Here is a 23,745-nt window from a genome sequence, read left to right as displayed (position 1 = left end):
CCGACCGTTGTGGATTTCTGCGCGATACCGGAACATACTGGAATATCCGCAGGTCATCGCAGAATAACCGCAGCTTTGTGGCAAGAGAAGCGGAGGAAGCAGCATGACGATTCTGCTCCAGGTTCTCGAGCAGAGCTTCACACCGACGACCGCGTGGGAACGGCGCAAATTCACCTTCGTGCACGCCGACAAGATCGTCGGCATGCGGCTCGACGGGCAGTGTGGCGTATGGCTGGACCTGTCTCGCCCAGGTGAATCCCAGCGGCTGGCCCGCACCGCCGACCCGCGCGAGGCGATCACGTTCCTGCTCACCACCTTCGCCAAGATCGCCGAATGCGAGGAGCGCGGCGGCTCGTGGGTGATCGGGCACGACGGGACGCATGTCGAGTCGATCGCGGCCACCCGATTCCCGCCCCGGGCGAGCGAGGTCGCCGACGACGATCTCCTGGCTCGCGCCTGGCTGTAGCGGCGTGCGCCCGCGCGGCGCGGGCTAGTTGCCCGTCGCGACCGGCCGTTTGGGATCGTTCGACCACTGCGACCACGACCCGGGATACAGAGCGGCCTCCAAGCCCGCGACGGCCAGCGCGGCGACCTGGTGGGCGGCTGTCACACCGGAACCGCAGTACACGGCCACCGGCCCGGACCCGAAACCGGCGAAACGCTCACGCAGGTCCTCGGCTGCGCGGAAGCGTCCCTCGGCGTCGAGGTTGTCGGCGGTCGGGGCGCTGTGCGCGCCGGGAATGTGCCCGGCGCGGGGGTCGATCGGTTCCACGTCACCCCGGAAGCGCTCGCTCGCCCGCGCGTCCAGCAGCACGCCCTTCCAGCGTGCCGCCGCGTCGGCGTCGATCACCGGCAGGTGGCCGGGGCTCAATACGACGTCGCCCGGCTCGGGGTCCGGTTCGGCTCCGGTCGCGACCGGCCCGCCCGCGGCGATCCAGCCGGGCAGCCCACCGTCGAGAATGCGCACGTCGGCGACACCGGCCCAGCGCAGCAGCCACCAGGCTCGGGCGGCGGCCATGCCGCCGGTCGCGTCGTAGACGACCACTGGGTCGCCCTCGCACAGCCCCCAGCTGCGCGCGCACTTCTCCAGCTGCGCGAGGTCCGGCAGCGGGTGCCTGCCGCGCGCGGGTGAGGGCGGCGCGGCCAGTTCGGTTTCCAGGTCGACGAACACCGCGCCGGGGATGTGCCCGGCGAGATAGTGCTGCGGCCCGTCCGGGTCGCCCAGCGCCCATCGGACATCCAGTAGGCGAAGCCGCTTGTCCGCCAAGGCTTCCCGCAGCTCGCCCGGTGAGATCAGTACCGCGCTCAACTCAGCTCCTCGTCCCGAATCGCGTCCTCGCGCACCGACTCCCCCACCCTACGCATCCGGATGTGCCGGTGTGGCCATACTCTCGTGTCGCACGTCACGGGCGGGTCCAAGTCAGGCCAGTTTCGCGGCACTGGCAGGCGACACACCCTCGTGACCAGGGGCAATATCCGACCGATGTCGAACGTTTCCACCACCCCCGCCACCGCGACGCAGCAACCGGAACAGTCGCGGACCGGACTGGTGCCGCCGCTGGGTGCGGGTGTGGTGACGGCGCTCGTCGGTTTCACCAGTTCGTTCGCCGTGGTGCTGAGCGGGTTGACCGCGGTCGGAGCGACCCCCGCGCAAGCTGCGTCGGGCCTGCTCGCGCTGTGCCTCACGCAGGCGATCGGCATGATGGCGTTGAGCTACCGCTACCGGATGCCGATCACCTTGGCCTGGTCCACGCCCGGGGCGGCGCTGCTGGCCGGAACCGGCGCGGTGGCGGGCGGCTGGCCCGCCGCGATCGGGGCGTTCGTGGTCGCCGGTGTCCTGATCGTGGTCACCGGACTGTGGCAGCGGCTGGGCGCGCTGGTCGCCGCGATTCCGGTGGAGATAGCCCAGGCGATGCTGGCCGGAGTCCTGCTGCCGCTGTGCCTGGCTCCGGTCCGGGCCGTGCAGACGAGTCCGGCGGTGGTGGTTCCGGTGATCCTGGTCTGGCTGGTGCTGCAACGGTACGCCCAGCGCTGGGCCGTGATCGCCGCCTTCGCGACCGCGGCGGCAGGCGCCGCGATCAGCATCGCGGTGCAGCACCGGCACCTCGACGTCGGCGCCATGACTCCGCGGCTGGAACTGACGCTGCCGCATTGGAGCTGGCAGGCGCTGATCGGCGTCGCGATCCCGCTCTACATCGTCACCATGGCGTCGCAGAACATTCCGGGCACCGCGGTGCTCGCCTCGTTCGACTACCGAGTGCCGTGGCGCGCGGCGATGACCGTCACCGGTCTCGGCACCGTGGTGGGGGCGCCCGCGGGCGGGCACGCCATCAACCTCGCCGCCATCAGCGCCGCGCTCTCCGCGGCGCCCGCCGCCCACCCCGACCCGAAACGGCGCTGGATCGCCGCGTTCACCACGGGCGTGATGTACCTGCTGCTGGCGCTGGGCTCCGCCGCCCTGGTCACCCTGATCGCGACCGCTCCGGCCGGAACACTGGAAACTGTCGCAGGTCTGGCCCTGCTGGCGACCCTGGCCGCGGCCCTCGGCGCGGCGCTGCGCTCCGAACACCGCGAGGCAGGCGTGGTGACCTTCGTGATCGCCGCCTCCGGAGTCGGCTTCGCAGGCATCGGCGCCGCCTTCTGGGCGTTGCTCGCCGGGCTGGTGGTACGAAAAGTGCTGCGCCCGGCCGCAATGAGCGCTGCCTGACGAAGCCGCCTAGCCCCGGAGGGCGGCCTGGAAGCGGCGCATTCCGTCGATCCAGCGGTCGTAGTCGGAGCCTTTGTGGCGGTACATCTTCAGCACCTCGGGGTGCGGGAGGATCAGGAAGTGCTCCTCCGCCACCCCGGCGAGCACGATGTCGGCGACCTCGTCCGGCGCCAGCACCGCCCCCGCGCTGGTGACGGCCTTCACCGCCAGCTCCGCCTCGGCGGCGTGCTCCGGCGGAACGAGACCGCCGTGCAGCAACCGCGTGTCCACACCCATCGGGCACACGCAGCTCACCCGGATCCCCCGGTCGCCGTAGGTGACCGACAGCCACTCCGCGAAACCGACGGCCGCGTGCTTGGACACCGCGTAGGGCGCCGAACCGAGCTGGGTGAGCAGCCCCGCCGCGGACGCGGTGCCGACGAAGTAACCGCCGCCGCGCTCCAGCCACCCGGGCACCAGCAGCCGCGCGGCGCGGACGTGCGCCATCACGTTGACCTCGAGCGCGGCCGCCCACTGCTGGTCGGTGCTGTCCAAGCCCGCGCCGCCGCCGATGCCCGCGTTCGCGAAATACAGGTCCACCGGACCGAATTCGGCCTCGGCGCGGTCGATCGTCGCGCGGATCACCGCCTCGTCGGCCACATCCCCGCCGACCGCGACCGCACCGGGCCCGAGAGACTCCGCGACCTCGGCCGCACTCGCCGCGTCGAGGTCGGCGAGCACCACGCGCGCGCCTGCGGCGACGAGCCGGCCCGCCAGCGCCGCCCCGATCCCCGCACCCGCGCCCGTGACAATGGCAACTTTGCCCGAAATCTCCATCCCCGCACCCTAGCGGGAGGGCACCGGCCCACCACGGCCAGCGGCAGCCGCGCGTCCGGGGCGAGGGCACAGAACCTAGAGCACCCTCCGAGGGGTCAGGGGATGCGGCTCGTATTGGCCAGCCGATCCAGCAACGGAGCGGTGCGCGGCCCGACCAGTTCGCGCATCACCAGCGCCATGTTGGTCCGCTCCACGCCGGGAATCTTGAGGATCTGCCCGGCGATGCGATACAGGTCGTCGGCGTCCTGCGCGACCACCCGCACGGTGAGATCGGTGAGTCCGGTCATGCCGCACACCTCGGTCACCTCCGGCACCTCGGCGAGTTCGTCCACCACCGAGTCCAGCCGGTGCTGGTCGACGACGACCGCGACGAACGCCGCGAGCGGATAGCCGAGCGCGCGCGGCTCGACGCGCCGCTCGAAGCTGCCGAGCACGCCACCGGCCTCCCAGCGGGACAACCGCGCCTGCACGGTATTGCGGGACAGGCCGAGCCGGGCGGCGAGCTCGACACCCGTCGCCCGGGGGTTGGCGACCAGCTCCAGTAACAGCCTGGCGTCGGTGGCGTCCAGGCTCACGCCGACGTTTTCTCTGGTCATACCACGCAGTATGACATCACCCCGCGGGTCGCAATTGAGCATTCTGCCCATCCGCCGGTCGGCCACTTGCGCAGTTCGCATTCGAGGGGATGCTGTGAGGTAGGACACATTCCGATGTGCCGCAGCGACCTGGTGAGGAGGCGATCACTCATGTCGGCCAAGTCCGAGTACCCGGTGCAGTTGGTGCAGCCCGACGGTCATCGCGTCCTCGATCCCGAACACGCCGCGATAGTCGCCGACGTCGGGCCGGACGAGCTGCGGGCACTGTACGAGGACATGGTGGTCACGCGCCGGATCGACACCGAGGCCACCGCGTTGCAGCGGCAGGGCCAGCTCGGGCTCTGGGCGCCGCTGCTCGGGCAGGAGGCCGCCCAGGTCGGCTCCGCGCACGCGCTGCATCCCGACGACTACGTGTTCTGCGGCTACCGCGAGACGGCGGTCGCCTACTGCCGCGGTGTGCCGCCCTCCGATCTCACCCGGCTGTGGCGCGGCGTCGCGCACCATTGCTGGGATCCGCACCCGGTGAACATGACCAATCCCAACATCGTGGTCGGCTCCCAGGGCCTGCACGCGACCGGTTACGCCTTCGCGGCGCACTTGGACGGCGCCGACATAGCCACCATCGTCTATTTCGGCGACGGCGCGAGCAGCCAGGGCGATCTGGCCGAGGCGCTCGGTTTCGCCGCGAGCTGGAGCGCGCCCGTCGTGTTCTTCTGCCAGAACAACCACTGGGCGATCAGCGAACCCGTGCGGGTGCAGAGCGCGACGCCGATCGCGCGCCGCGCGTACGGCTACGGCATGCCGGGCAGGCAGGTCGACGGCAACGACGTCCTCGCCGTGCTCGCCGTGACCAGGCAGGCGGTGGCCAGGGCGCGTTCCGGCGGCGGCCCGTCGTTCATCGAGGCGCTCACCTACCGGATGGGCCCGCACACCACGGCCGACGATCCCACCCGCTACCGTTCGGCCGCTGAGACCGAGCAGTGGGCGCGGCGCGATCCGATCGACCGGATCCGCAGGCTGCTCGAGCGCGAGGGCCACTGGGACGACGCGTTCGAAGGCCGCGTCGCCGAGCGTTCGGACGCGGTCGCGCGCGCGGTGCGCAGCGCGACCGTCGACATGCCCGATCCGGCGCCGGCCGAGCTGTTCGATCACGTCTACACCAGCCCGCACCCGCTGATCACCGAACAGCGGAGGGCGTACACGGAGTACCTGGCCGGCGATCCCGGCGGGGCCTCCGCACGAGGAGAAGGAGTCCCGCGATGATCACCACCTTCGCCGGCGCGCTCAACACCGGCTTGCGCCGTGCGCTGGAGGACGATCCGAAGGTCTTGCTGATGGGCGAGGACATCGGCCGCCTCGGCGGGGTTTTCCGGGTGACCGACACATTGCAGAAGGACTTCGGCGACAACCGCGTCATCGATACGCCGCTGGCCGAATCCGGCATCGTCGGAACGGCTTTCGGCATGGCGCTGCGCGGCTACCGGCCGGTGTGCGAGATCCAGTTCGACGGCTTCGTCTATCCCGCCTTCGACCAGATCGTCTCGCACGTGGCCAAGATCAACTATCGCACGCAGGGAAAAGTCAGCGCTCCTTTGACTATTCGCATACCGTTCGGCGGCGGTATCGGTTCGGTGGAGCACCACTCCGAGTCACCCGAGGCTTACTTCGCGCACACCGCGGGGCTGCGTGTCGTGACACCGAGCAACCCGGCGGACGCGTACTCGATGATCCGCCGGGCGATCGCGCTGAACGACCCGGTGATCTTCTTCGAACCCAAGCGCAGGTACTGGGACAAGGCCGACGTCGACTTCGCCGCGCTCGACCGCGACGGCGGGCTGCCACTGGACCGTGCGCGGGTGTGCACCACCGGTTCGGACGCGACCGTCGTCGCCTACGGCGGGACCGTGGCGACCGCGCTGTCGGCCGCGCAACTCGCCGCGCGGGAGGGTCACGCGCTCGAGGTGATCGACCTGCGCAGCCTCTCGCCGATCGACTTCGACACCATCGAGGAGTCTGTGATGAAGACCGGGCGGCTGATCGTCACGCACGAGGCGCCGGTATTCGCCGGGCTCGGCGCCGAGATCGCCGCGCGGATCACCGAGCGCTGCTTCTACCACCTGGAGGCGCCCGTGCTGCGCGTCGGCGGGTTCGACATCCCCTACCCCCCGGCTAAGCTCGAGAAGCACCACCTGCCCGACCCCGACCGCATTCTCGACGCGGTCGACCGTTCCCTCGCCGCGTGAGGCGGGTCCGCCGTAGTGAAAGGTGCTCACGTGGAAGACCGTCCGGGCCCTTCGGCGTCCGTGCTGGAGTTCCGGCTGCCCGACCTCGGGGAAGGGCTGACCGACGCCGAGTTGGTGTCCTGGGCGGTGGCCGTCGGCGACACGGTCGAGCTGAACCAGACCATCGCCGATGTGGAGACCGCCAAGGCGGTCGTGTCGTTGCCGTCGCCGTTCGCGGGCCGAGTGGTCGAATTGCTCGCGCAGCCGGGCGACACCGTCGCGGTGGGGGCACCGCTCATTCGCGTGGACCAGACGGCCGGAGCGAAAGACGAAACAAGCCGCACTTCGGTCTTGGTGGGATATGGCCCGGACGAGGAAGCGGCGTCTCGGCGGCGACGGCCTCCTGCGACGCGATCACCCAGCGACGCACAGCCGGCCGAGGCGAACCCCGAGCCCCGCGAAACAGAAGCACCGGGCCCCGAGCTCGGTGCGACGCGCCCGGCAGCGACGCCCGCCGCGCGAAAACTCGCCCGCGAACTCGGTATCGACCTGTGGTTCGTCGCGGGCTCCGGACCGGGCGGCGCGGTCACCGTCGACGACGTGCGCGGCGCGGTGCCGGTCTCCCAGCCGCGTCCGGCCTTGCCTGCCGCACCCGCGGTCGCGGGCCCCGGCGTGGTCGGTCCGGCCGCGCGCGAGGAACGCACTCCGATCAGCGGCATTCGCAAGCGCACCGCGGCGGCCATGCTGCACAGCGCGCGCACCATCCCGCAGGCCGCCACGTTCGTCACGGTGGACGCCACCGCCTCGATGGAACTGCTCGACCACCTGCGCAGCACGAAACCCTTCGCGGGCCTGACCTTGACGCCGCTGCCGCTGGTCGCCAAGGCGGCGCTGGCCGCGCTCGCCGATTTTCCCGGCATGAACGTCTTCTGGGACGAAGCCGCGCAGGAGATCGTCACCAAGCACTACGTGAATCTGGGCGTCGCGGTGGCCACCGATCGCGGCTTGCTGGTACCGAATATCAAAGAGGCGCAGACCCTGAGCCTGCGTGATCTCACCCGCGAGATCGGCTGGCTGGCCGAGACCGCCCGCGCGGGCAGCGCCACCCCGGCCGACCTGCGGGGCGGGACGTTCACCATCACCAACGTCGGAGTGTTCGGCGTGGATGCCGGGGTGCCGCTGGTCAACCCGGGTGAGTCCGCGATCCTGTGCCTCGGCGCGATCGGCAAGCGGCCCTGGGTCGTGCGGGACGAGATCGCGGTGCGGTGGGTGACCACGCTCGGCGTCAGCTTCGACCATCGCATGATCGACGGCGAACTCGCGGCCCGCTTCCTGGCCACCACCGCGGGCTTCCTGGAAGACCCGCTCACCCTGCTCAGCCGCGTGTGAACTCCCGCGCCGCAGGAATTTTCGTGGATCAGTCCGTGACGAGTCCGGCCGCGGCGGTGCGGATGACCTCCGGGATCTCCACCGGCTTGCGGGTCTCCGCGTCCACGTAGACGTGCACGAAGACACCGGTGGCGGACAGCTCGAGCGTGCCGTCGGCCTCGCGGAAGATGGCCAGGTCGTAGGTGATGCTGGAGCGGCCGAGCCGGGAGACGCGCAAGCCGACCTTCAGCTGATCCGGGAAGCTGAGCGAACCGAGATACTGGCAGGAGGTCTGCGCCACCACCCCGAGCGCGGGCAGTTCGCGGATGTCGGTTCCGGTGGCGTGCATCAACCACGCGTTGACCGCGGTGTCGAAGTACGAGTAGTAGGTCACGTTGTTCACGTGCCCGTAGTGGTCGTTGTCGGCCCACCGGGTCGGCACCGGCCAGAGCACCGGATACTGCTGCGTCACCCGGCCGACGATAGCTCAGTAGGTGTGTTGTGCCCATCGCGCAGCGTGCGGGACCCTACGTGGCTACGCGGGCTCCCTCCTCCGAGCCTGACCGCACGCGGCTGTGCCGGTGGTCGCGCGGGGAGACGCCGAAGTGCCTTTTGAACGCGGCGCTGAGCGCGAAGGCGCTGCCGTAGCCGACCTGACGAGCGATGGCCTCGATGGTGGCGTCGGACTCCTGGAGCAGGTCGGCGGCCAGTGCCAGCCGCCATTCGGTGAGGAACGCCATCGGCGGTTCGCCCACCAGGTCGGTGAACCGGCGTGCCAGTGCGGCCCGCGACACCCCCACCGCCTCGGCCAGGCTCGCGACCGTCCATCCGTGCGCCGGATTGTGCTGTAGCAGGCGCAGGGCCTTGCCGACCAGCGGATCACCGTACGCGTGATACCAGGCGGGCGCGTCGTCGCGGGCGAACCAGGCGCGCAGCGCCGCGATCAGCACCAGATCCAGCAGCCGGTCCAGCACCGCGCTCTGCGCGGGCTCGTCCTTGGTCACCTCGTCGACCAGGATGTCGAGCACCCGGCTGTCGAAGTCGCCGCGCTGCAGCACGAGAACCGGCGGCAACGCGCGCAGCAAGCGCTGGCTGGCCGCGCCCGCGGACTCGTATGTCCCGGTGACCATCAGGGTGGCCCCGTCGGGGTCGGTCCCCCATTGGCGGACGCCCAGACTGAGCGTCTCGCACAAGACTTCGCCCTGCGGCGTCTTCGTCACCTGGCCGGGATGGATGATGATCTGCGGTTCGGTCGCCGGGTCGTCGGCCACCGTGTACGGGGCGGGCCCGCGGAAGATCGCGACGTCGCCCGCGCCCAGCTGCCGGGGCGCACCCCGGTCGGCGACGATCCACGCGCCGCCGCGGATCATCGACAGCACGGTGAGTGGGGCCTCGTCCTGGATGCGCAGCGACCACGGCGGATCCAGCAGCGAACACATCAGGAACGCGCCGCGGGCGCGAGGACCTTCGAGCAGACTGGCGAGCGCATCCACCCTCCCACAGTAGACGATCACGCATGATCATGAGCCGCTGAACCATGTTCCGTCTCGGCCCGGGCGGATGTACTGGAACCATGACACACACCAGCACCGACCAGCACCTCATCCTCGTAACCGGCGGCACCGGCAAGACCGGCAGCCGCGTGGTCCACCGGCTCCGGGCGGCCGGGCATCCGGTCCGGGTGGGCTCCCGGACCGCGGACGTCCCGTTCGACTGGGCCGACCGCGCCACCTGGCCCGCCGCGCTGACCGGCGTGAGCACCGCATACGTCGCGTTCCAGCCGGATCTCGCGGTCCCCGGCGCGCCGGAGGTGATCCGCGCGTTCGCCGCGGCCGCCGCGCGGTCCGGCGTGCGGAAACTGGTACTGCTGTCGGGCCGGGGCGAGCCGGAGGCCGTCGAGTGCGAGCAGGCCGTGCGCGGATCGGGCCTGAACTGGACCATCGTGCGCTGCAGCTTCTTCGCGCAGAACTTCAGCGAGGGCGCGTTCACCGACTACCTCCTGGCCGGGGAACTCGCCCTGCCCAACGGCGACGTGCCCGAACCGTTCGTGCACGCCGACGACATCGCCGACGTGGCCGTCGCCGCGCTCACCTCGGACCGGCACTCCGGCCAGGTCTACGAGCTGACCGGCCCGCGCGCGATCACGTTCGGCGAAGCGGTCGCCGAGATCGCCGCGGCGACCGGAAGGCCCATCGCCTTCGTGCCCATCTCCCGCACGGATTTCGTCGCCGGGCTCACCGAATCCGGGGCGCCCGCCGACGTGGTCAGCCTGCTCGACTACCTCTTCGGCACGGTGCTCGACGGGCGCAACGCCGAGCCGGCCGACGGGGTACGCCGGGCGCTGGGCCGGGATCCGAAGGATTTCGCCGACTACGTCATGGAGACGGTGGTCACCGGAATCTGGAATGTCCCGGCGGCGTGAGACGTTGAATCGATGAACAGGCTCGCTCGCGGACGAGACGCGCAGAGTCGAGCGTCCCGCACGGTCGCACGACCAGGTCGACGATGCCCTGGGCCGATTCCGCGGGCGAGGCTGGCTGTTCCCGGGGGTTCACCGGTACCGTCGAAATGGTGGGGAGCCCGCCGGTAGATCGTCCGATCCGGGTCGCGCGCGCCGCGGTGTTCACCGTGTTCGCCCTGAACGGCTTCCTGCTCGCCATGTGGGTGGTGCACATCCCGGTCATCACCGACCGGACCGGGGTCTCGAAATCAACACTGGGGATGTTCATCCTGCTCATGGCCGGTGCGGGCATCGTCGGCATGCGGCTGGCCGGTCCGCTTGCCGATCGGTTCGGCAGCAGGACGCTGGTCGGCGCCGCGGCGTGCCTCGGGTCGGTCGCGGTGGTCGGACCCGGCCTCGCCACCGGACCGGTCACCTTGGCGCTCGCCCTGGCCTGCTTCGGCTTCGGCAACGGAGCACTCGATGTTTCGATGAACACCCAAGCGGTGCATGTGGAACGGGCGTACCGGCGTCCGATCATGGCCGCGTTCCACGCGCTGTTCTCCGGCGGCGGCCTGCTCGGTTCACTGCTCGGAGCCGCCGCGCTCCGGGCGGGCTGGGACGTGCGCGTCACCCTGATCGTCGCGGCGGTCGGCTGTGTCGCCCTGACCCTCACCCTGGTGCCGCGGTTGCTGCGCGAAACCACGCCCGGGGCGGAAACGGCGGCACACGGCGTCCCGTCCGTGCACGCGCTCGAACCGGACGTCACGCCGCTCGACCACGACACGACTTCATCCCGGCACGACACCACGACGCCTTCGTACGACACGTCACTCCCCCGGCGCGAGACGCCACTCCCGTGGGACGACACCACGACGCCTTCGTACGACACGCCCCCGCCCCGGCACGACACGCCACCGCCCCGGCACGACACGACGACACCTCAGCACGAGCCGACACTGCCCCGGCACGAGGTTCCGTCGCTGGGATACGACGCAGCGCCCACCGCGCAGCCGCTCGACCGTAAACGGGTGCGGCGCGGCTTCACCACTCGCCTCGAGATCCGCGATCGCCACCGAAAACTGTTCGCATTGGCCGCGATCGCCTTCGCGCTGCTCCTGGCCGAAGGCGTGGCGGCCGACTGGAGCACTTTGCAGCTGAGCGAGCACCTGGGCGCCGATGCCGCGACAGCGGCGCTGGCCTTCGGCGCCTTCTCCACCACGATGACGATCGGGCGTTTCGCCACCGACCGGGTCAGCCACGCGTTCGGCGGGGTCGCGGTGGTGCGCTACGGCTCGCTGATCGCCGCGCTCGGCCTGGCGGTGATCATCGTCTCGCCCTGGATCCCGCTGACCCTGCTGGGCTGGGCCATGGCCGGGCTCGGGCTCGCGGGCGGCATCCCGCAGATCTTCACCGCGGCGGGCAATCTGGGCTCCGCGACGGCCGCGACCGACATGTCCCGGGTGTTCAGCATCGGCTACCTCGGCCTGCTCGCCGGTCCCACGGTGATCGGCTGGCTCACCGCCGTGATGTCGCTGACCACGGCTATGGTCGTGCCGATGATCGCCATCCTGCTCTGCTGCCGGTACGCGAGCGTCGTGGCCGCACCGCGTACGCCGGCGCGCTGATCATTTCAGGAACTTAAGGCCAGCTCGACCATGGCACCTGATCAATGGCCGAGCCCATGGCCTCCTCGACTATCCCGCCGCTACTTGGGCGGCACCAGGCACAGCGTGATCGGGTCGGGCTTGGGGTAGACGATCGTGTCGTTCTCGGTGGCCTTCGCACCGCACGCGGATTTGTCCGCGGTGCCGCGCACGATCCGGCCGATCTTGAAGTCCGCCGACACACCGCAGGCGACCTTGGTGCTGGCGCCGAGGAAGCCGCCGTCGATGCAGTCGCCCTCCTTGACGTTCAGCCGCAGACACAGCGTGTAGTCGTTGCTGCCGGTCTGGTAGTAGCTGGCGTAATCCTTGGTCGGGCAGTCCGCGTTCGCGCCGTCCAGCCGTTGCGCCACCACGTAGTTGGCTTCCGCATCGGAGCATTCCTTGGTGGCGAACTCGGCTTTGACAGTGGTGCCCGACAACTTCGCGCACTGACCGATCTCGATCTTCTCGCCGTCCGAGCGGAACACGGTGCGGGCCCCCACGACCAGCAGACCGAGCACCACGACGACACCGAGGACGAGCAGAATCTTCCCGATTCCGCCACCGCCGCTCCGATTCTGCTGGGGCGGCGGTCCGGGCGGCGGGAAACCGCCGCCGGGGTAGCCCGGCTGCTGCGGGAAACCACCCTGGTGCGGGAAACCGCCTTGCGGCGGATAGCCCGGCTGCGGCTGGCCCGGGTAGCCGGGTTGCGGGTAGCCCTGCGGCTGACCGGGATAGCCCGGCTGGCCGGGAAAGCCCTGCGGCGCACCGGCGGGCGGCTGCTGCGGGTAGCCCGGCTGGCCGCCGGGCTGACCTGGATACGGATTGTGCGGTGGTGTGGTCATGGGATCCCCTCCCCGGGTCTCGCGTGGTTCCGTGCGCAGAGGGCGACGGGCGAACCCATGGAATCTAGCCGATCGGCACGAGCACCGCCGTGCGAGATACCGGTTGGTTTTCTCCGACCGACCGGTCGCACCGGCGAACCGCCGCAACGGCTTCGGAAGTCGAGGCCCTTCGGCCCGGCTTACAGATACAGTCCCGGACTGACCGCTTCCTGTGCGGCGGCGTCGATTCGCGCCTCGCCGTCGCGCGCCGCGACGAGCTCGGCCAGGGTGGCTCCATCCGGATACGCGGTGGTCTCGCCCTCCTGCTCCCGCGCCGACCAGGCCGCCGCCTCCGCGGGAGACAGCCGTCCGATCTCGATCCGCGCCAGGCACCGGCCCGGCCGCGTCACGGCCGGATGCAGCCGGGACAGGTCCTCGTTGGTGGTGATGGCGACGAGCACGTCGCGGCCCTGGCCGAGCATGCCGTCGGTCAGGTTCAGCAACCGCGAAAGCCCCTGCCCGGCGGTTTCCTTCGCTTCGCCGCGAATCAGCTCGTCGCAGTCTTCCAGCACCAGCATCCGCCAGCGGGACGCGTCTTCGTCGGCGTTTTCCACGCCCGCGGCCACGTCCATCAGATAGCCGGGCTTGCCGAACATCACCTCGGGGTCGAGCACGCAGTCGAACTGGCACCAGGCGCCCCAGGCGCGCGCCAGTGCGCGCAGGGCGGTGGTCTTGCCGGTGCCGGGCGGACCGTGCAGCAGCACCAACCTGCCCCGGACGTCGGCGGCGGTGAGCGACATCAGACGATCCATCGCGGCGGCGACCTGTCCGGTGTAGTTTCCGCGGATCGCGGGCCACTCGGGCGCGGAGATCGAGCGCGCGCGCCGCTGCGGGCCATGGCTGTGCATGTGCCAGAAGCCCATCTCCACCGTCTCGCCCACCTCCGGCGGCGCTGCCGCGTCGCGGATCGCCTCGGCGAGCAGTTCGTCCGCGAGCGTGTCGGTGACGGCGGTGACCTCGACCATCGCCGAACCACCCGACCAGCGCACCGACCGCAGCGACCAGCCGGGGCCGACCACCAGCGTCGCCCCGCTGTCGTTGTCGCGCACCGTGCGCACCACGCGGCCGCGTGCGGGTCGCAGCGGCGCGTCCGGCCGCACCCGCTCCAGGTGCGCCGTGCGCGCGCAGGGGTGATCGCCGCGCAGGAACGGACCGAGCGCGAGGGCATCGATCGCGTCGCGGATCGAGTAGGTGGAATCGACGGTGACGGTCCACGGCAGCCGCTCGGCGGGATCGGCCGAGGGCTCGCCGGAACCGATCAACCGAAGAGGCTCATGACGTGCGGACACTCCGAGAATGATCCGGCGCGCCCCGCCGTGGTGTCCATCGAATTACGAAAGCGCCCCGCCATCGACGGACTCGGTGGCGGGGCGCTTCGCGCGAAACCGCTGAACTACAGGGCCTTCAGTTCCTCGGTTACTGCTCCGACGGACTTCTTGGCGTCGCCGAACAGCATCGAGGTGTGGTCGGCGTAGAACAGCGGGTTGTCGATGCCCGCGAAGCCGGAGTTCATCGAGCGCTTGAGCACGATCACCGACTTGGCCTGGTCGACGTTCAGCACCGGCATGCCGTAGATCGGGCTCGAGGAGTCCTCGCGGGCAGCGGGGTTGGTGACGTCGTTGGCGCCGATCACCAGGGCGACATCGGTGCGGCCGAATTCGCCGTTGATGTCGTCCATTTCCTTGAGCGCGTCGTAGGAGACCTCGGCCTCGGCCAGCAGCACGTTCATGTGGCCTGGCATACGACCGGCGACCGGGTGGATGGCGTATTTGACCTCCACGCCCTTGGCCTCGAGCAGCGAGGCCATCTCCTTGACCGCGTGCTGCGCCTGCGCCACCGCCATGCCGTAGCCCGGGACGACGATCACCTGGTTGGCATACGCCATCTGGATCGCGGCGTCCGCGGCGGAGGTGGCCTTGGCCTGCTTCTGCTCGCCATCGCCTGCGCCGGGTGCGGTTCCGCCGCCGCCGAAGCCGCCCGCGACGATGGCCGGGATGGACCGGTTCATCGCCTTGGCCATCAGGTTGGTCAGGATGGTGCCGGACGCGCCGACGATCATGCCCGCCACGATCATCGCGGTGTTGTTCAACGCCAAACCGGCTGCCGCGGCCGACAAGCCGGTCAGCGCGTTCAGCAGGGAGATGACCACCGGCATGTCCGCGCCGCCGATCGGCAGCACCACCATCAACCCGAGCACACCCGCGGCGAGCAGCAGCAGCACCATCCACCACCACGGCGCGCCACCGTCGGCGGCCCCGATACCGATCACCACCGCGGCGACGACCGCGACGACCAGCAGCAGCAGGTTCAACGGTTGCTGAAGCTTCCCGACCCCGATCGGTTTGCCGGGCAGGATCTCCTGCAGCTTGCCGAACGCGATCAGCGAGCCCCAGAACGACACCGAACCGATGATCGCGGCGAACAACGACCCGACGATGATGTGCACGGTGGGTTCCTCACCGTGCTCGAACGCGGAGAAGCCGGTGGTGTCGAGGAACTCCGCCCAGGCGATCAACGCGACCGTGCCGCCGCCGACGCCGTTGAACGCGGCCACCAGCTGCGGCATCGCGGTCATCTTCGTGTAGCGGGCGGGCGGCACTCCGAGCACGACACCGATCGCGAGCCCGGCGACGATCAGGATCCAGTTCGACGTGTCGCGTACCGCGATCAACGTCGCCACCACCGCCAGGCCCATGCCGACCGCGGCGATCCAGTTGCCGCGCACCGCGGTCTTCGGGCCGGTCAGGCCCATCAGACCGTAGATGAACATCGCGAACGCGATGATGTAGAGGATATTGACGAGGTTGTCCATGGCTTACTTCCCCGCCTTCTCGGCGTCACCGGCCGCGACCGGCTTCTTACCCTTGAACATGCCCAGCATGCGGTCGGTGACCACGAAACCACCGATGACGTTCAGGGTTCCGAAGACCACCGCGACGAACAGGATGATCTGGATGCCGATCGACGGGTCTTCCATCTTGCCCAGGGTGACCAGCGCGCCCAGCACGACGATGCCGTGAATGGCGTTGGTGCCCGACATCAGCGGCGTGTGCAGCGTGTTCGGGACTTTGGAGATCACAGCGAAACCGACGAACCCGGACAGCACCAGGATCGCGATGTTCGCCAGAAGTTCGGTATACATCAGTTCTCCACCTTCGCCTCGGTCGCGTCCTGCACCTCAGCCGACTCCACCGACTCGGTGGCATCGACCGACCCGGTCGACTCAGCCGACTCGGTGGCCTCAGCCGACCCGGTCGCGTCGGCCGACTCGGTCGCCTCAGCGGACCCCGCCGTCTCGGGCGCGTCGGCCGCGTCACGGGTGACGCAAGAATCCGCCAGCACCTGATCGCTGAAGTCGGGCGCGAGCTTGCCGTCGACCAGCATCAACTCCAGCAGCGCCGCGATGTTCTTGGAGTACAACTCCGAGGCGTGCTCGGGCATGGTCGCGGGCAGATTCAACGGCGAGGCGATGGTCACCTCGTGCTTGACCACGGTCTGACCGGGCTCGGTCAGCTCGCAGTTGCCGCCGGTCTCACCGGCCAGATCCACGATCACGCTGCCGGGCTTCATACCCTCCACCGCCGCCGCGGTCACCAACCTGGGCGCGGGACGCCCCGGCACCAACGCGGTCGTGATCACCACGTCGAAGCCCTTGATCGCGTCCTCCAAAGCCTGCTGCTGCTTGGCCTTCTCCTCGTCGGTGAGTTCGCGGGCATACCCGCCCTCACCGGCGGCATCGATCCCCAGATCCAGCCACTGCGCACCCACCGACCGCACCTGATCGGCCACCTCGGGACGCACGTCGTACCCGGTGGTCCGCCCGCCCAGACGCTTGGCGGTAGCGAGAGCCTGCAAACCGGCGACACCGACACCGAGCACCAGCACGGTCGCGGGCTTCACAGTGCCCGCGGCGGTGGTGAGCATGGGGAAGAAGCGGGTCGATTCGGAAGCGGCCAGCAGCACGGCCTTATAACCGGCCACGTTCGCCTGCGAGGACAGCGCGTCCATCACCTGCGCACGCGAGATCCGCGGAATCGCCTCCACCGCGAACGCTTGCACCCCCGCCGACTTCAACGCACCGATCTGATTCTCGGCGTTACGCGGAGCCAGGAAACCGATCAGCGTCTGCCCCGACGACAGCTTGCCCACCTCGGCGTCACTGGGCGGGGCCACCTTCACGACCACATCCGCCGACCACGGATCACCGATCGACGCGCCCGCCTCCACATACGCTTCATCCGGAATCAGCGCGCCTTGCCCGGCACCGGCCTCGACGACGACATCCACGCCCTGCTTCACCAGGCTCGGAATGATCTTCGGCACCAAAGCGACACGTCGCTCGCCCGCGTTCGATTCGCGAACGACACCGACACGCGCGCCGCGCGGCGATGGATCGCCTACGCTCTGCGTTGTCTCCACTTGTCAGACTTCCTTCTCTTACCGGGCTTCAGGCAACGGGTAGACGCTCAGACGATGTTACTGTCGAGTAAGTTCGCCCAAATCCTCGCAACTGTACCTGGCCCGCGGTGAGCGTAGCTGAGATGCCCGTCACACACGCCGGACGAGTCGCGCCGATCCGCCGGATGCCCTCCGGTCGCCGCGGAGCGAGTTCGTACGCCGCCGAGTCACTGTTTGCCCGGTCTGCCCGTTTTCCCTTGTCGATCTGTGATCGTCGTCTCTGCAGGTGAACACGGCAAGACCGTACGGAGAAGTTCGTTACCAACCTCGAGGTTCGACACCTGGTCACGGCATCAGCCGGCCGCGCAGGCGTGACGGGCGTCATGCGGATCGGCGCTCCGGGGTGTTCGGCCCGGCTCGTACGCCGTATGGTCCAGCGTGTGAACGACTGCGTCTTCTGCCGCATCGTGGCAGGCGAGGCACCGGCGGCGAAAGTGTACGAGGACGACACGCTCTGCGCGTTCCTCGACATCCGGCCGGTGGCCCGCGGGCACACGCTGGTCATACCGAAACGGCACGCCGCCGAGTTGGAGGATCTCGATGCCGAGCTCGGCGCGCAGATCTTCCGTGCGGGGCATCGGCTCGCGCTGGCGATCCGGCGCAGCAGCCTCGCCGCCGACGGCGCCAACTTGGTGCTCAACGACGGCACCGCGGCGTTCCAGACCGTCCCGCACGTCCACCTGCACGTGATCCCGCGCAGGCACGGCGACACGCTGCGGTTCGCCAAGGGATTCCTGCTGCGGCGTCCGCACGACCCGCTCGGCACCGCCGCGGCCATCCGGGCCGGCATCGCGGCATTGGACAACGAGGGCGAAAGCTCGGAAAAGGAAATCGACGGATGACCGAGACGTTGGACCGGGCCACGCTGATCGGCCTGCTGTCGCGCCAATGGGACGCGATCGACGCGCTGGTCGCCGCACTGGATGAGGACCGCTGGCGCACGTCGTCGTCGCTGCCGGGCTGGACCGTGTTCGACCTGGTCGCCCACATCATCGGCACCGAATCCTGGCTACTGGGCGATCGGCCGCCCGCGCACGACCCGACCAGGGCCAAGACCGATGTGCGCACACTGCCCTACGTGCGCAACGAGACCGCGGTGCTCAACGAGATCTGGGTGGACCGGCTGCGCCCGCTGCCCGGCGCCCGGCTGCTCGAGCTCTATCGCGAGGTCGTGGACCGCAGGCGCGCGGCGCTCGCGGCGATGGGCGACGCCGAATGGGAGAAGGAGACGGTCTCGCCGATCGGGCAGGTGACCTATGGCAGGTTCATGCGGGTGCGGTTGTTCGACTGCTGGATGCACGAACTCGACGTCGCCGACGCGCTCGGCGTGACGGTCGAGGAGGGCGGGCCGCGCGGCAAGCTGGCGTTCGACGAGTTCGCGGGCAGCATCCCGCGGGTGGTGGTCAAGAAGGGCGGCGCGCCGGACGGCGCGCGGATCACCTTCGCGCTGAGTGGTCCGCTGGCCAGGACCTTGCGCATCCAGGTGGCGGGCCGGGCGAGCTATGTGGAGGCGTTCGACGAACCGGCCACCGTCGAGATCGGCTTGGACTCGCGTCTTTTCGTGCGGCTCGGCGGCGGCCGGACGACCGCCGAGGAGCACTTGGACGAGGTCACCATCCACGGCGACGGCGAACTCGGGCAGCGCCTGATCCGTCACTTGGCCTTCACCATCTGACCGCGGTGCGACTCTTCCTGTCCAGCTACCGCTTCGGGGCGCACTACGACCGGCTCGTCGCCCTCGCGGGCCCGCCCGGCCGGGTCGCGTTGATACCGAATGCCTGCGACGCCTGGCCGGAAGCGTGGGCCGGCGCGGTGACCAGTGACATGACGCCACTGCGCAAGCTCGGCTACACCCCGGAGGTGCTCGACCTGCGCGAGTTCGTCGGCCAGGAAGCCGAGTTGGAACGGACGCTGGCCGAATTCCCGCTGGTGTGGGTGCGCGGCGGCAACACGTTCGTGTTGCGCGCCCAGTTCGCCCGCAGCGGCGCTGACCGGGTCCTGCCCCGCCTGCTCGCCGCCGATGCGCTGGTCTACGCCGGATACAGCGCCGGGGCCTGCGTGCTGACCCCGGACCTGCACGGCCTCGAGTCGGCGGACGACCCTGCCGAGGTCGCACCCGCCTGCGGCGTCGAACCGCGTTGGGACGGGCTGGGATTGGTCGACCGCCGCATCGTGCCGCACATCGATTCGGCCACCGACCCCGACGGTCACTGCACTCGGCTCGCGGCCCGTTACCGCGCCGAAGGCGTCGAGCACTGGGCGCTGACCGACGACGACGCGATCGTTGTCGACGGTTCACGCACCGAAGTGCTGATCAATCCTGTGACGTGAGGAAAGTCCTGCGCGGGTGAGCGGCGCTCGAGCCCCTGCACCTCAGTTCGCGCCGGGTATCAGTTCCGGTCTCGGCTCGACCGAGCGGCGGAAGACCACCCAGCGCATCGCGCTGTACATATAGACGGCCTCGCACGCGCCCGCCAGCAAGCGGGACACGTGGTACTGCAGGCCGAGCGCGGCCAGTCCGCTGCCGACGCCGAGGATGAACGCGAGATAGTTCACGATGACCACCACGACGTACACCGCGGCCTGCCTGCCGACCGGCGCGTGCGAATGGAAATTGAACGTGCGGTTGAGCACGAAGCTGAGTCCGAACGCGCACACGTAGGCCACGGTCACCGACAACCAGATCGGCAGCTCGAACCAGCCGTGCAAGACGGTGAGCAGCGCCAGGTCGACAGCGAAGGTGCCGCTGTTGATCAGCGCGAAGCCGAGGAAGGTGGGCGGGACAAGACGATTCAGCCCGAACGGCAAGCGGCCGACCACGGCTTCGCACCAGTGGGTGAACCGATCGGCGATCGTGTCGGCGGTCTCGGACAGCTCGTGCACGCGATCAGCGTGCCAGCGGTAGGTGTCCGTCAGATGAGCGGGCGGCGACCGGCCGGTGGCTCAGCTGATCTGTGCCTGACCGGGGCCGTCGGCGCTGTGGTCCAAGCCGGACCAAGCCGCGAGGCAGCGTCGCCGCGCGACGTCGTCCGCCTCCGCCAGCAGCGCCTCCAGCAACTCACGGGGGTCGCGGCGCCAGGTGTCGGCCAGCTCGGCCAGCGCCTCCTTGCCGAAGACGCCCGAGCGGTCCAGCGCGTTCAGCCACTCCTCGTGCTCGCCCGCGTGCACCCGGCGCAGCACGTCGGGATCGATGCCGCCGTCGACGAACTCGCTGGAGAACATCGCGGCGACCAATTCCCGGCGACTCGGTTGTTCGCCCTGCATCCGTTCCATCCCTCCAAGTGGTACGCGGCGAGCCGCGTGGACTGCAGGCGCCATGGCATGGCGGCAAGCCCCTGTCGGCATTCTGGTCGTCCGAAGGCGGTAATACCACTGTGGCGGGTGACATCACATTCCGGGGCTTTCGTTTGCCACACGCGCAGGGGTCGGCCGATCAGCAAATTTCGGGCGCCGGAGGCTAGCGTGAAGGTTGTGGACCTGCATGACCTGATCGCCGCCCTCCCCGACGGCACGGTGCTCACCGACGCCGACCTGCTCGCCGGTTACCGGCAGGACTGGGCGCGCGATCCCGACGCGGGCACCGCCCTGGCCGTGGTGCGCGCCACCAGCACCGACGACGTGGCCGCCACCCTTCGGTGGGCCGCCGCGCACCGCGTCCCGGTGATCCCACGCGGAGCCGGTTCCGGGCTGTCCGGCGGCGCGACCGCCGTCGACGGGGCGATCGTGCTGACCACCGAGCGGATGCGCGAAATCTCCGTCGATCCGGTGACGCGCACCGCGGTGGTCCAGCCGGGACTGCTGAACGCCGAGGTCAAGCGCGCGGTCGCGGAGCACGGCCTGTGGTATCCGCCCGACCCGTCCTCGTTCGAGATCTGCTCGATCGGCGGCAACGCCGCGACCAACGCGGGCGGGCTGTGCTGCGTCAAGTACGGCGTGACCACCGATTACGTGCTCGGAATGCAGGTCGTGCTCGCCGACGGCGCCGTGGTGCGGCTCGGCGGCCCTCGACTGAAGGACTCGGCCGGGTTGTCGCTGACCAAACTGTTCGTCGGCAGCGAGGGCACGCTGGGCGTGATCACGGAGCTCACCCTGCGCCTGCTGCCCGCGCAACCGCCGCAGAGCACGGTCGTCGCGAGCTTCGCCACGCTCACCGCGGCCACCGAGGCGATCCTGACGATCACCGGTGAACTGCGGCCGTCGATGCTCGAGTTCATGGATTCGGTGTCGATCAACGCCGTGGAGGACGAGTTGCGCATGGGTCTGGACCGGCAGGCGGCCGCGCTGCTGGTCGCGCGTTCCGACGCACCCGGCGAATTCGCCCGGCGCGAGGCCGAGATCATGGCGGCGGCCTGCGAGAAGGCGGGCGCCACAGAGGTTTTCCACACCGAGGACCCCGGCGAGGGCGAGGCCTTCGCGGCCGCACGGCGTTTCGCGATTCCGGCCGTGGAGAAACTCGGGCCGCTGCTGCTCGAGGACGTCGGGGTGCCGCTGCCCCGGCTGGGCGAACTGGTCACCGGCATCGCCGAGATCGCCGAGCGCAACGCGGTGACGGTGTCGGTGATCGCGCACGCGGGCGACGGCAACACCCATCCGTTGATCGTGCACGACCCGGCCGACGCGGACCTAACCGCACGAGCGCACCGCGCTTTCGGCGAGATCATGGATCTAGCCATCGCCCTCGGCGGCACCATTACCGGTGAGCACGGCGTCGGACGTTTGAAGAAGGCGTGGCTGCCCGATCAGCTCGGCCCCGACGTGATGGCCCTGACCCGGCGCATCAAGGACGCGCTCGATCCCGACGGCATCCTCAACCCCGGCGCGATCCTGTGACCGCCGCAACGGAACATACCCCGCCGACAAGGAGTTCTACCCGAACATGACGACCAGGCTCGAGCACAACGCCGCCGACACCCGTTTCGAGATCTACATCGACGACACCCTCGCCGGGTACGCCGACTACGCCGAACGCGAAGAACCCAAGGTCCGCGACTTCCACCACACCATGACCTTCCCCGAATTCCGGGGCCGTGGAGTAGCCGCCCAAGTCGTCGAATACGGCCTCGACGACTCCCGCGCCGCCGGGTTCTCCGTCATCCCCACCTGCTGGTACGTGGAGAAGTACATCGCCGAACACCGGGAGTACGCGGACCTGGTCTCCTGACCGGCCCCGGCCAGAACCCCTCCCCCGGAAGCGATCCTTCCTCGAGCTACGGTCGGGCGATCGATTGGCGCGGCGTGCGCGCTTCTCCCGGACTCCTGATTGCTTCAGGAGCGCTCGAACTCGCCGTCAGCTATGTCAGCGGTGAAGGTATCCCACGTGTCCGGCGTGAACATCAACGCCGGCCCGCTCGGGTTCTTCGAATCCCGCACGCCGACATGGCCTCCCTCGAGGAAAGCGACCTCGACGCATGCTTTGTCGCCCCCGCTAAGGCTGCTCTTGAACCACTTTGCCCCGGACAGGTCGATATTCACGATGCATACTCCCTTGCTGTCTGCCGGAGCAGGTTCTTGCTCTGATCCGGGTCCAGCGCCGCACTCCCGATCGCTTCAAGAGCACTTGAACTCACCATCCACCACGCCAGCGGTGAAGGCATCCCAACCGCCGGGCGTGAACACCAGTGCCGGACCGGTCGGGTTCTTCGAGTCCCGCACGCCGACCATGCCCTCACCGAGAAACGCAACCTCAACACACTCCTTACCGGACTGGCTTCGGCTGCTCTTGAACCATTGTGCCCCCGATAGGTCAACGTCCACGCTGCTCATGCTCCCTTGCGATCTGCCTCAGCAGGTTTCTGCTCGAGTTCGCATCCAAGGCGGCTTCCCTGATGCTGTCGTACCTCTGAGTGTAGAGACGCACGTCGGCGGCATCTTCGAGGTACATATCGCCAACCGCGCCTTCGAGATAGACCACTGGCGGCTCGACCTGGTTCACAGGAACGCTTTCCCCGAACGCCATAATTACGAACGGCGGCATGGACACGCCTCCGGGAACCCCGCATGGAACGGCAGGACGCGAATCGTTACGTTGTCCCTGGTAGACATATTCGCCAGGTGCCGGTTTTGAGCGGCCATGATCGCGCTGCTGCCAGCCACGCGCCATAGAGCGGCTTCACCGATAACCATGTCGAGCACGACCGGCTGTGTCCTGCGGGTCACGATGTTCTGCCGCTGCAACTTGATCTCTACTCGTTGCTACCACTGTTGGGGCGTTTCGTCCGGCCACGCAAGCGGTGCGAGTGCGCGGTCGTAATCGGCGGTTTGCAGCAGACCCGGTATCAGATCCGGTTGGTACGACACCAATTTCACTGCCGCAGCTTCTAGTCGGACGTACACGTCGAACGTCTTGGGGATGAGATCACCGTACTGGTGCCACCAGCTTTTCACGTTGGCCTGCTTGGCTAGTCCGACGAGCGCCACCGTCAGCTCCTCCGGGACGCCGTACAGATCGCAAGCTGCCTGGATATCGCGAGACCTGATTCGCGAATTCTGTCCTTTCTCCCCCGTTGAAGACTGCTGGCTCCGATCTCCAACAGATGTGCGGCCTTCGCCTGGGTCATCCCGGCCCGCGTGCGCGACTCGGTCAAGTACCTCCCGAGCTGACGACGCGG

26 protein-coding genes and 2 pseudogenes are annotated in these 23,745 nt (G+C 69.3%); 12 read left to right on the top strand and 16 right to left on the bottom strand.

Annotated features, from left to right (window positions below):
- Positions 1 to 103 precede the first annotated feature (103 nt).
- Positions 104 to 466, top strand: coding sequence for a hypothetical protein (locus tag IU450_RS16835; protein ID WP_195150706.1), 363 nt, complete (start codon positions 104 to 106; stop codon positions 464 to 466).
- A gap of 24 nt (positions 467 to 490) precedes the next feature.
- On the opposite strand, the gene IU450_RS16830 is transcribed toward IU450_RS16835, so the two are convergent.
- Positions 491 to 1,309, bottom strand: a complete 819-nt coding sequence (locus tag IU450_RS16830) for a sulfurtransferase (RefSeq protein ID WP_195150705.1) — start codon at positions 1,307 to 1,309, stop codon at positions 491 to 493.
- Between the two features lie 174 nt (positions 1,310 to 1,483).
- On the opposite strand from IU450_RS16830, the gene IU450_RS16825 reads away from it, so the two are divergent.
- Positions 1,484 to 2,707, top strand: coding sequence for a benzoate/H(+) symporter BenE family transporter (locus IU450_RS16825; protein WP_195150704.1), 1,224 nt, complete (start codon positions 1,484 to 1,486; stop codon positions 2,705 to 2,707).
- Positions 2,708 to 2,716: 9 nt separating this feature from the next.
- On the opposite strand, the gene IU450_RS16820 is transcribed toward IU450_RS16825, so the two are convergent.
- Both IU450_RS16820 and IU450_RS16815 read right to left on the bottom strand, forming a co-directional pair.
- On the bottom strand, positions 2,717 to 3,523 hold the full coding sequence (locus IU450_RS16820; RefSeq protein WP_195150703.1) for an SDR family oxidoreductase: 807 nt from the start codon (positions 3,521 to 3,523) through the stop codon (positions 2,717 to 2,719).
- Between the two features lie 95 nt (positions 3,524 to 3,618).
- Positions 3,619 to 4,119, bottom strand: coding sequence for an Lrp/AsnC family transcriptional regulator (locus IU450_RS16815; protein ID WP_195150702.1), 501 nt, complete (start codon positions 4,117 to 4,119; stop codon positions 3,619 to 3,621).
- Between the two features lie 150 nt (positions 4,120 to 4,269).
- Between IU450_RS16815 and pdhA the strand changes: the two genes are divergently transcribed.
- Genes pdhA through IU450_RS16800 form a run of 3 tightly spaced genes read left to right on the top strand, consistent with a single transcriptional unit; the run spans position 4,270 to position 7,730 of the window.
- Positions 4,270 to 5,382, top strand: coding sequence for a pyruvate dehydrogenase (acetyl-transferring) E1 component subunit alpha (gene pdhA / locus IU450_RS16810; RefSeq protein ID WP_195150701.1), 1,113 nt, complete (start codon positions 4,270 to 4,272; stop codon positions 5,380 to 5,382).
- Positions 5,379 to 6,362: an alpha-ketoacid dehydrogenase subunit beta gene (locus tag IU450_RS16805; protein WP_195150700.1), complete on the top strand. Its 984-nt coding sequence runs from the start codon at positions 5,379 to 5,381 to the stop codon at positions 6,360 to 6,362. The genes pdhA and IU450_RS16805 overlap by 4 nt, the downstream gene beginning before the upstream one ends.
- Positions 6,363 to 6,392: 30 nt before the next feature.
- Positions 6,393 to 7,730: a dihydrolipoamide acetyltransferase family protein gene (locus IU450_RS16800; RefSeq protein ID WP_195150699.1), complete on the top strand. Its 1,338-nt coding sequence runs from the start codon at positions 6,393 to 6,395 to the stop codon at positions 7,728 to 7,730.
- 28 nt (positions 7,731 to 7,758) lie between these two features.
- On the opposite strand, the gene IU450_RS16795 is transcribed toward IU450_RS16800, so the two are convergent.
- Both IU450_RS16795 and IU450_RS16790 read right to left on the bottom strand, forming a co-directional pair.
- Positions 7,759 to 8,181 carry a thioesterase family protein gene (locus IU450_RS16795; protein WP_324197704.1) on the bottom strand — a complete coding sequence of 141 codons (423 nt, stop codon included), beginning with the start codon at positions 8,179 to 8,181 and terminating at the stop codon, positions 7,759 to 7,761.
- Between the two features lie 55 nt (positions 8,182 to 8,236).
- Positions 8,237 to 9,202: an AraC family transcriptional regulator gene (locus IU450_RS16790; RefSeq protein WP_195150698.1), complete on the bottom strand. Its 966-nt coding sequence runs from the start codon at positions 9,200 to 9,202 to the stop codon at positions 8,237 to 8,239.
- A gap of 80 nt (positions 9,203 to 9,282) precedes the next feature.
- On the opposite strand from IU450_RS16790, the gene IU450_RS16785 reads away from it, so the two are divergent.
- Positions 9,283 to 10,131, top strand: a complete 849-nt coding sequence (locus tag IU450_RS16785; protein ID WP_228834658.1) for an NAD(P)H-binding protein — start codon at positions 9,283 to 9,285, stop codon at positions 10,129 to 10,131.
- Between the two features lie 146 nt (positions 10,132 to 10,277).
- Positions 10,278 to 11,777, top strand: coding sequence for an MFS transporter (locus tag IU450_RS39755; RefSeq protein ID WP_267470558.1), 1,500 nt, complete (start codon positions 10,278 to 10,280; stop codon positions 11,775 to 11,777).
- 80 nt (positions 11,778 to 11,857) lie between these two features.
- Here the strand turns inward: IU450_RS39755 and IU450_RS16770 are convergent, their stop codons facing one another.
- The 5 genes from IU450_RS16770 to IU450_RS16750 all read right to left on the bottom strand — a co-directional run bounded on the left by IU450_RS16770 (position 11,858) and on the right by IU450_RS16750 (position 17,098).
- A complete protein-coding gene (locus IU450_RS16770; RefSeq protein WP_195150696.1) occupies positions 11,858 to 12,640 on the bottom strand; it encodes an LppU/SCO3897 family protein in 783 nt (260 codons plus the stop codon).
- Positions 12,641 to 12,819: 179 nt separating this feature from the next.
- A complete protein-coding gene (locus IU450_RS16765) occupies positions 12,820 to 13,968 on the bottom strand; it encodes a DUF5925 domain-containing protein (protein WP_324197702.1) in 1,149 nt (382 codons plus the stop codon).
- A gap of 104 nt (positions 13,969 to 14,072) precedes the next feature.
- Positions 14,073 to 15,491 carry an NAD(P)(+) transhydrogenase (Re/Si-specific) subunit beta gene (locus tag IU450_RS16760; RefSeq protein WP_195150695.1) on the bottom strand — a complete coding sequence of 473 codons (1,419 nt, stop codon included), beginning with the start codon at positions 15,489 to 15,491 and terminating at the stop codon, positions 14,073 to 14,075.
- A 3-nt stretch (positions 15,492 to 15,494) separates the two neighbouring features.
- Positions 15,495 to 15,821: an NAD(P) transhydrogenase subunit alpha gene (locus IU450_RS16755; protein ID WP_195150694.1), complete on the bottom strand. Its 327-nt coding sequence runs from the start codon at positions 15,819 to 15,821 to the stop codon at positions 15,495 to 15,497.
- Positions 15,821 to 17,098 carry a Re/Si-specific NAD(P)(+) transhydrogenase subunit alpha gene (locus tag IU450_RS16750; protein WP_324197701.1) on the bottom strand — a complete coding sequence of 426 codons (1,278 nt, stop codon included), beginning with the start codon at positions 17,096 to 17,098 and terminating at the stop codon, positions 15,821 to 15,823. Before IU450_RS16750 ends, IU450_RS16755 begins: the two co-directional genes overlap by 1 nt.
- Positions 17,099 to 17,517: 419 nt before the next feature.
- Here IU450_RS16750 and IU450_RS16745 point away from each other — a divergent pair, with 419 nt between their 5' ends.
- From IU450_RS16745 to IU450_RS16735, 3 genes are read left to right on the top strand one after another with little or no spacing between them, the layout of a single operon-like run.
- Positions 17,518 to 17,979 (top strand): HIT family protein, encoded by a 462-nt coding sequence (locus tag IU450_RS16745; protein ID WP_195150693.1) that lies wholly within the window; start codon positions 17,518 to 17,520, stop codon positions 17,977 to 17,979.
- A complete protein-coding gene (locus IU450_RS16740; RefSeq protein WP_195150692.1) occupies positions 17,976 to 18,812 on the top strand; it encodes a maleylpyruvate isomerase family mycothiol-dependent enzyme in 837 nt (278 codons plus the stop codon). Before IU450_RS16745 ends, IU450_RS16740 begins: the two co-directional genes overlap by 4 nt.
- A 5-nt stretch (positions 18,813 to 18,817) precedes the next feature.
- Positions 18,818 to 19,468: a Type 1 glutamine amidotransferase-like domain-containing protein gene (locus IU450_RS16735; RefSeq protein ID WP_195150691.1), complete on the top strand. Its 651-nt coding sequence runs from the start codon at positions 18,818 to 18,820 to the stop codon at positions 19,466 to 19,468.
- 42 nt (positions 19,469 to 19,510) lie between these two features.
- Here the strand turns inward: IU450_RS16735 and IU450_RS16730 are convergent, their stop codons facing one another.
- Together IU450_RS16730 and IU450_RS16725 are read right to left on the bottom strand one after the other, a co-directional pair.
- Positions 19,511 to 20,020 (bottom strand): GtrA family protein, encoded by a 510-nt coding sequence (locus IU450_RS16730; RefSeq protein ID WP_195150690.1) that lies wholly within the window; start codon positions 20,018 to 20,020, stop codon positions 19,511 to 19,513.
- A gap of 60 nt (positions 20,021 to 20,080) precedes the next feature.
- Positions 20,081 to 20,401 carry a hypothetical protein gene (locus IU450_RS16725; RefSeq protein WP_195150689.1) on the bottom strand — a complete coding sequence of 107 codons (321 nt, stop codon included), beginning with the start codon at positions 20,399 to 20,401 and terminating at the stop codon, positions 20,081 to 20,083.
- Between the two features lie 207 nt (positions 20,402 to 20,608).
- Here IU450_RS16725 and IU450_RS16720 point away from each other — a divergent pair, with 207 nt between their 5' ends.
- Both IU450_RS16720 and IU450_RS16715 read left to right on the top strand, forming a co-directional pair.
- A complete protein-coding gene (locus tag IU450_RS16720) occupies positions 20,609 to 21,967 on the top strand; it encodes an FAD-binding oxidoreductase (RefSeq protein WP_324197700.1) in 1,359 nt (452 codons plus the stop codon).
- Between the two features lie 37 nt (positions 21,968 to 22,004).
- Positions 22,005 to 22,298: pseudogene (locus IU450_RS16715) on the top strand (GNAT family N-acetyltransferase); the annotation flags it as partial.
- A 104-nt stretch (positions 22,299 to 22,402) separates the two neighbouring features.
- Here IU450_RS16715 and IU450_RS16710 read toward each other — a convergent pair.
- From IU450_RS16710 to IU450_RS40935, 4 genes and pseudogenes are all read right to left on the bottom strand, one after another.
- Positions 22,403 to 22,609, bottom strand: coding sequence for a DUF397 domain-containing protein (locus IU450_RS16710; protein WP_195150686.1), 207 nt, complete (start codon positions 22,607 to 22,609; stop codon positions 22,403 to 22,405).
- A 75-nt stretch (positions 22,610 to 22,684) separates the two neighbouring features.
- Positions 22,685 to 22,891, bottom strand: coding sequence for a DUF397 domain-containing protein (locus tag IU450_RS16705; protein WP_195150685.1), 207 nt, complete (start codon positions 22,889 to 22,891; stop codon positions 22,685 to 22,687).
- Entirely contained in the window at positions 22,881 to 23,111 is a 231-nt protein-coding gene (locus tag IU450_RS40940; protein WP_324197699.1) for a Scr1 family TA system antitoxin-like transcriptional regulator, read from the bottom strand. Before IU450_RS40940 ends, IU450_RS16705 begins: the two co-directional genes overlap by 11 nt.
- Positions 23,096 to 23,434 (bottom strand): annotated as a pseudogene (locus tag IU450_RS40935) (DUF5753 domain-containing protein). The gene IU450_RS40940 and the pseudogene IU450_RS40935 overlap by 16 nt, the downstream one beginning before the upstream one ends.
- Positions 23,435 to 23,745: the final 311 nt, after the last annotated feature.

The organism is Nocardia abscessus (genome assembly GCF_015477775.1).
In the GTDB taxonomy this organism is placed as follows: domain Bacteria; phylum Actinomycetota; class Actinomycetes; order Mycobacteriales; family Mycobacteriaceae; genus Nocardia; species Nocardia abscessus_A.
This window is presented reverse-complemented; position numbering and strand designations above follow the sequence as displayed.

Bases quoted from the DNA above. Each gene is read 5' to 3' on its own strand.
- IU450_RS16835 (WP_195150706.1), top strand. From the start codon at position 104: ATGACGATTCTGCTCCAGGTTCTCGAGCAGAGCTTCACACCGACGACC.
- IU450_RS16825 (WP_195150704.1), top strand. From the start codon at position 1,484: ATGTCGAACGTTTCCACCACCCCCGCCACCGCGACGCAGCAACCGGAA.
- IU450_RS16820 (WP_195150703.1), bottom strand. From the start codon at position 3,523: ATGGAGATTTCGGGCAAAGTTGCCATTGTCACGGGCGCGGGTGCGGGG.
- IU450_RS16815 (WP_195150702.1), bottom strand. From the start codon at position 4,119: ATGACCAGAGAAAACGTCGGCGTGAGCCTGGACGCCACCGACGCCAGG.
- pdhA (WP_195150701.1), top strand. From the start codon at position 4,270: ATGTCGGCCAAGTCCGAGTACCCGGTGCAGTTGGTGCAGCCCGACGGT.
- IU450_RS16805 (WP_195150700.1), top strand. From the start codon at position 5,379: ATGATCACCACCTTCGCCGGCGCGCTCAACACCGGCTTGCGCCGTGCG.
- IU450_RS16785 (WP_228834658.1), top strand. From the start codon at position 9,283: ATGACACACACCAGCACCGACCAGCACCTCATCCTCGTAACCGGCGGC.
- IU450_RS39755 (WP_267470558.1), top strand. From the start codon at position 10,278: ATGGTGGGGAGCCCGCCGGTAGATCGTCCGATCCGGGTCGCGCGCGCC.
- IU450_RS16770 (WP_195150696.1), bottom strand. From the start codon at position 12,640: ATGACCACACCACCGCACAATCCGTATCCAGGTCAGCCCGGCGGCCAG.
- IU450_RS16760 (WP_195150695.1), bottom strand. From the start codon at position 15,491: ATGGACAACCTCGTCAATATCCTCTACATCATCGCGTTCGCGATGTTC.
- IU450_RS16755 (WP_195150694.1), bottom strand. From the start codon at position 15,821: ATGTATACCGAACTTCTGGCGAACATCGCGATCCTGGTGCTGTCCGGG.
- IU450_RS16740 (WP_195150692.1), top strand. From the start codon at position 17,976: ATGACCGAGACGTTGGACCGGGCCACGCTGATCGGCCTGCTGTCGCGC.
- IU450_RS16725 (WP_195150689.1), bottom strand. From the start codon at position 20,401: ATGCAGGGCGAACAACCGAGTCGCCGGGAATTGGTCGCCGCGATGTTC.
- IU450_RS40940 (WP_324197699.1), bottom strand. From the start codon at position 23,111: ATGCCGCCGTTCGTAATTATGGCGTTCGGGGAAAGCGTTCCTGTGAAC.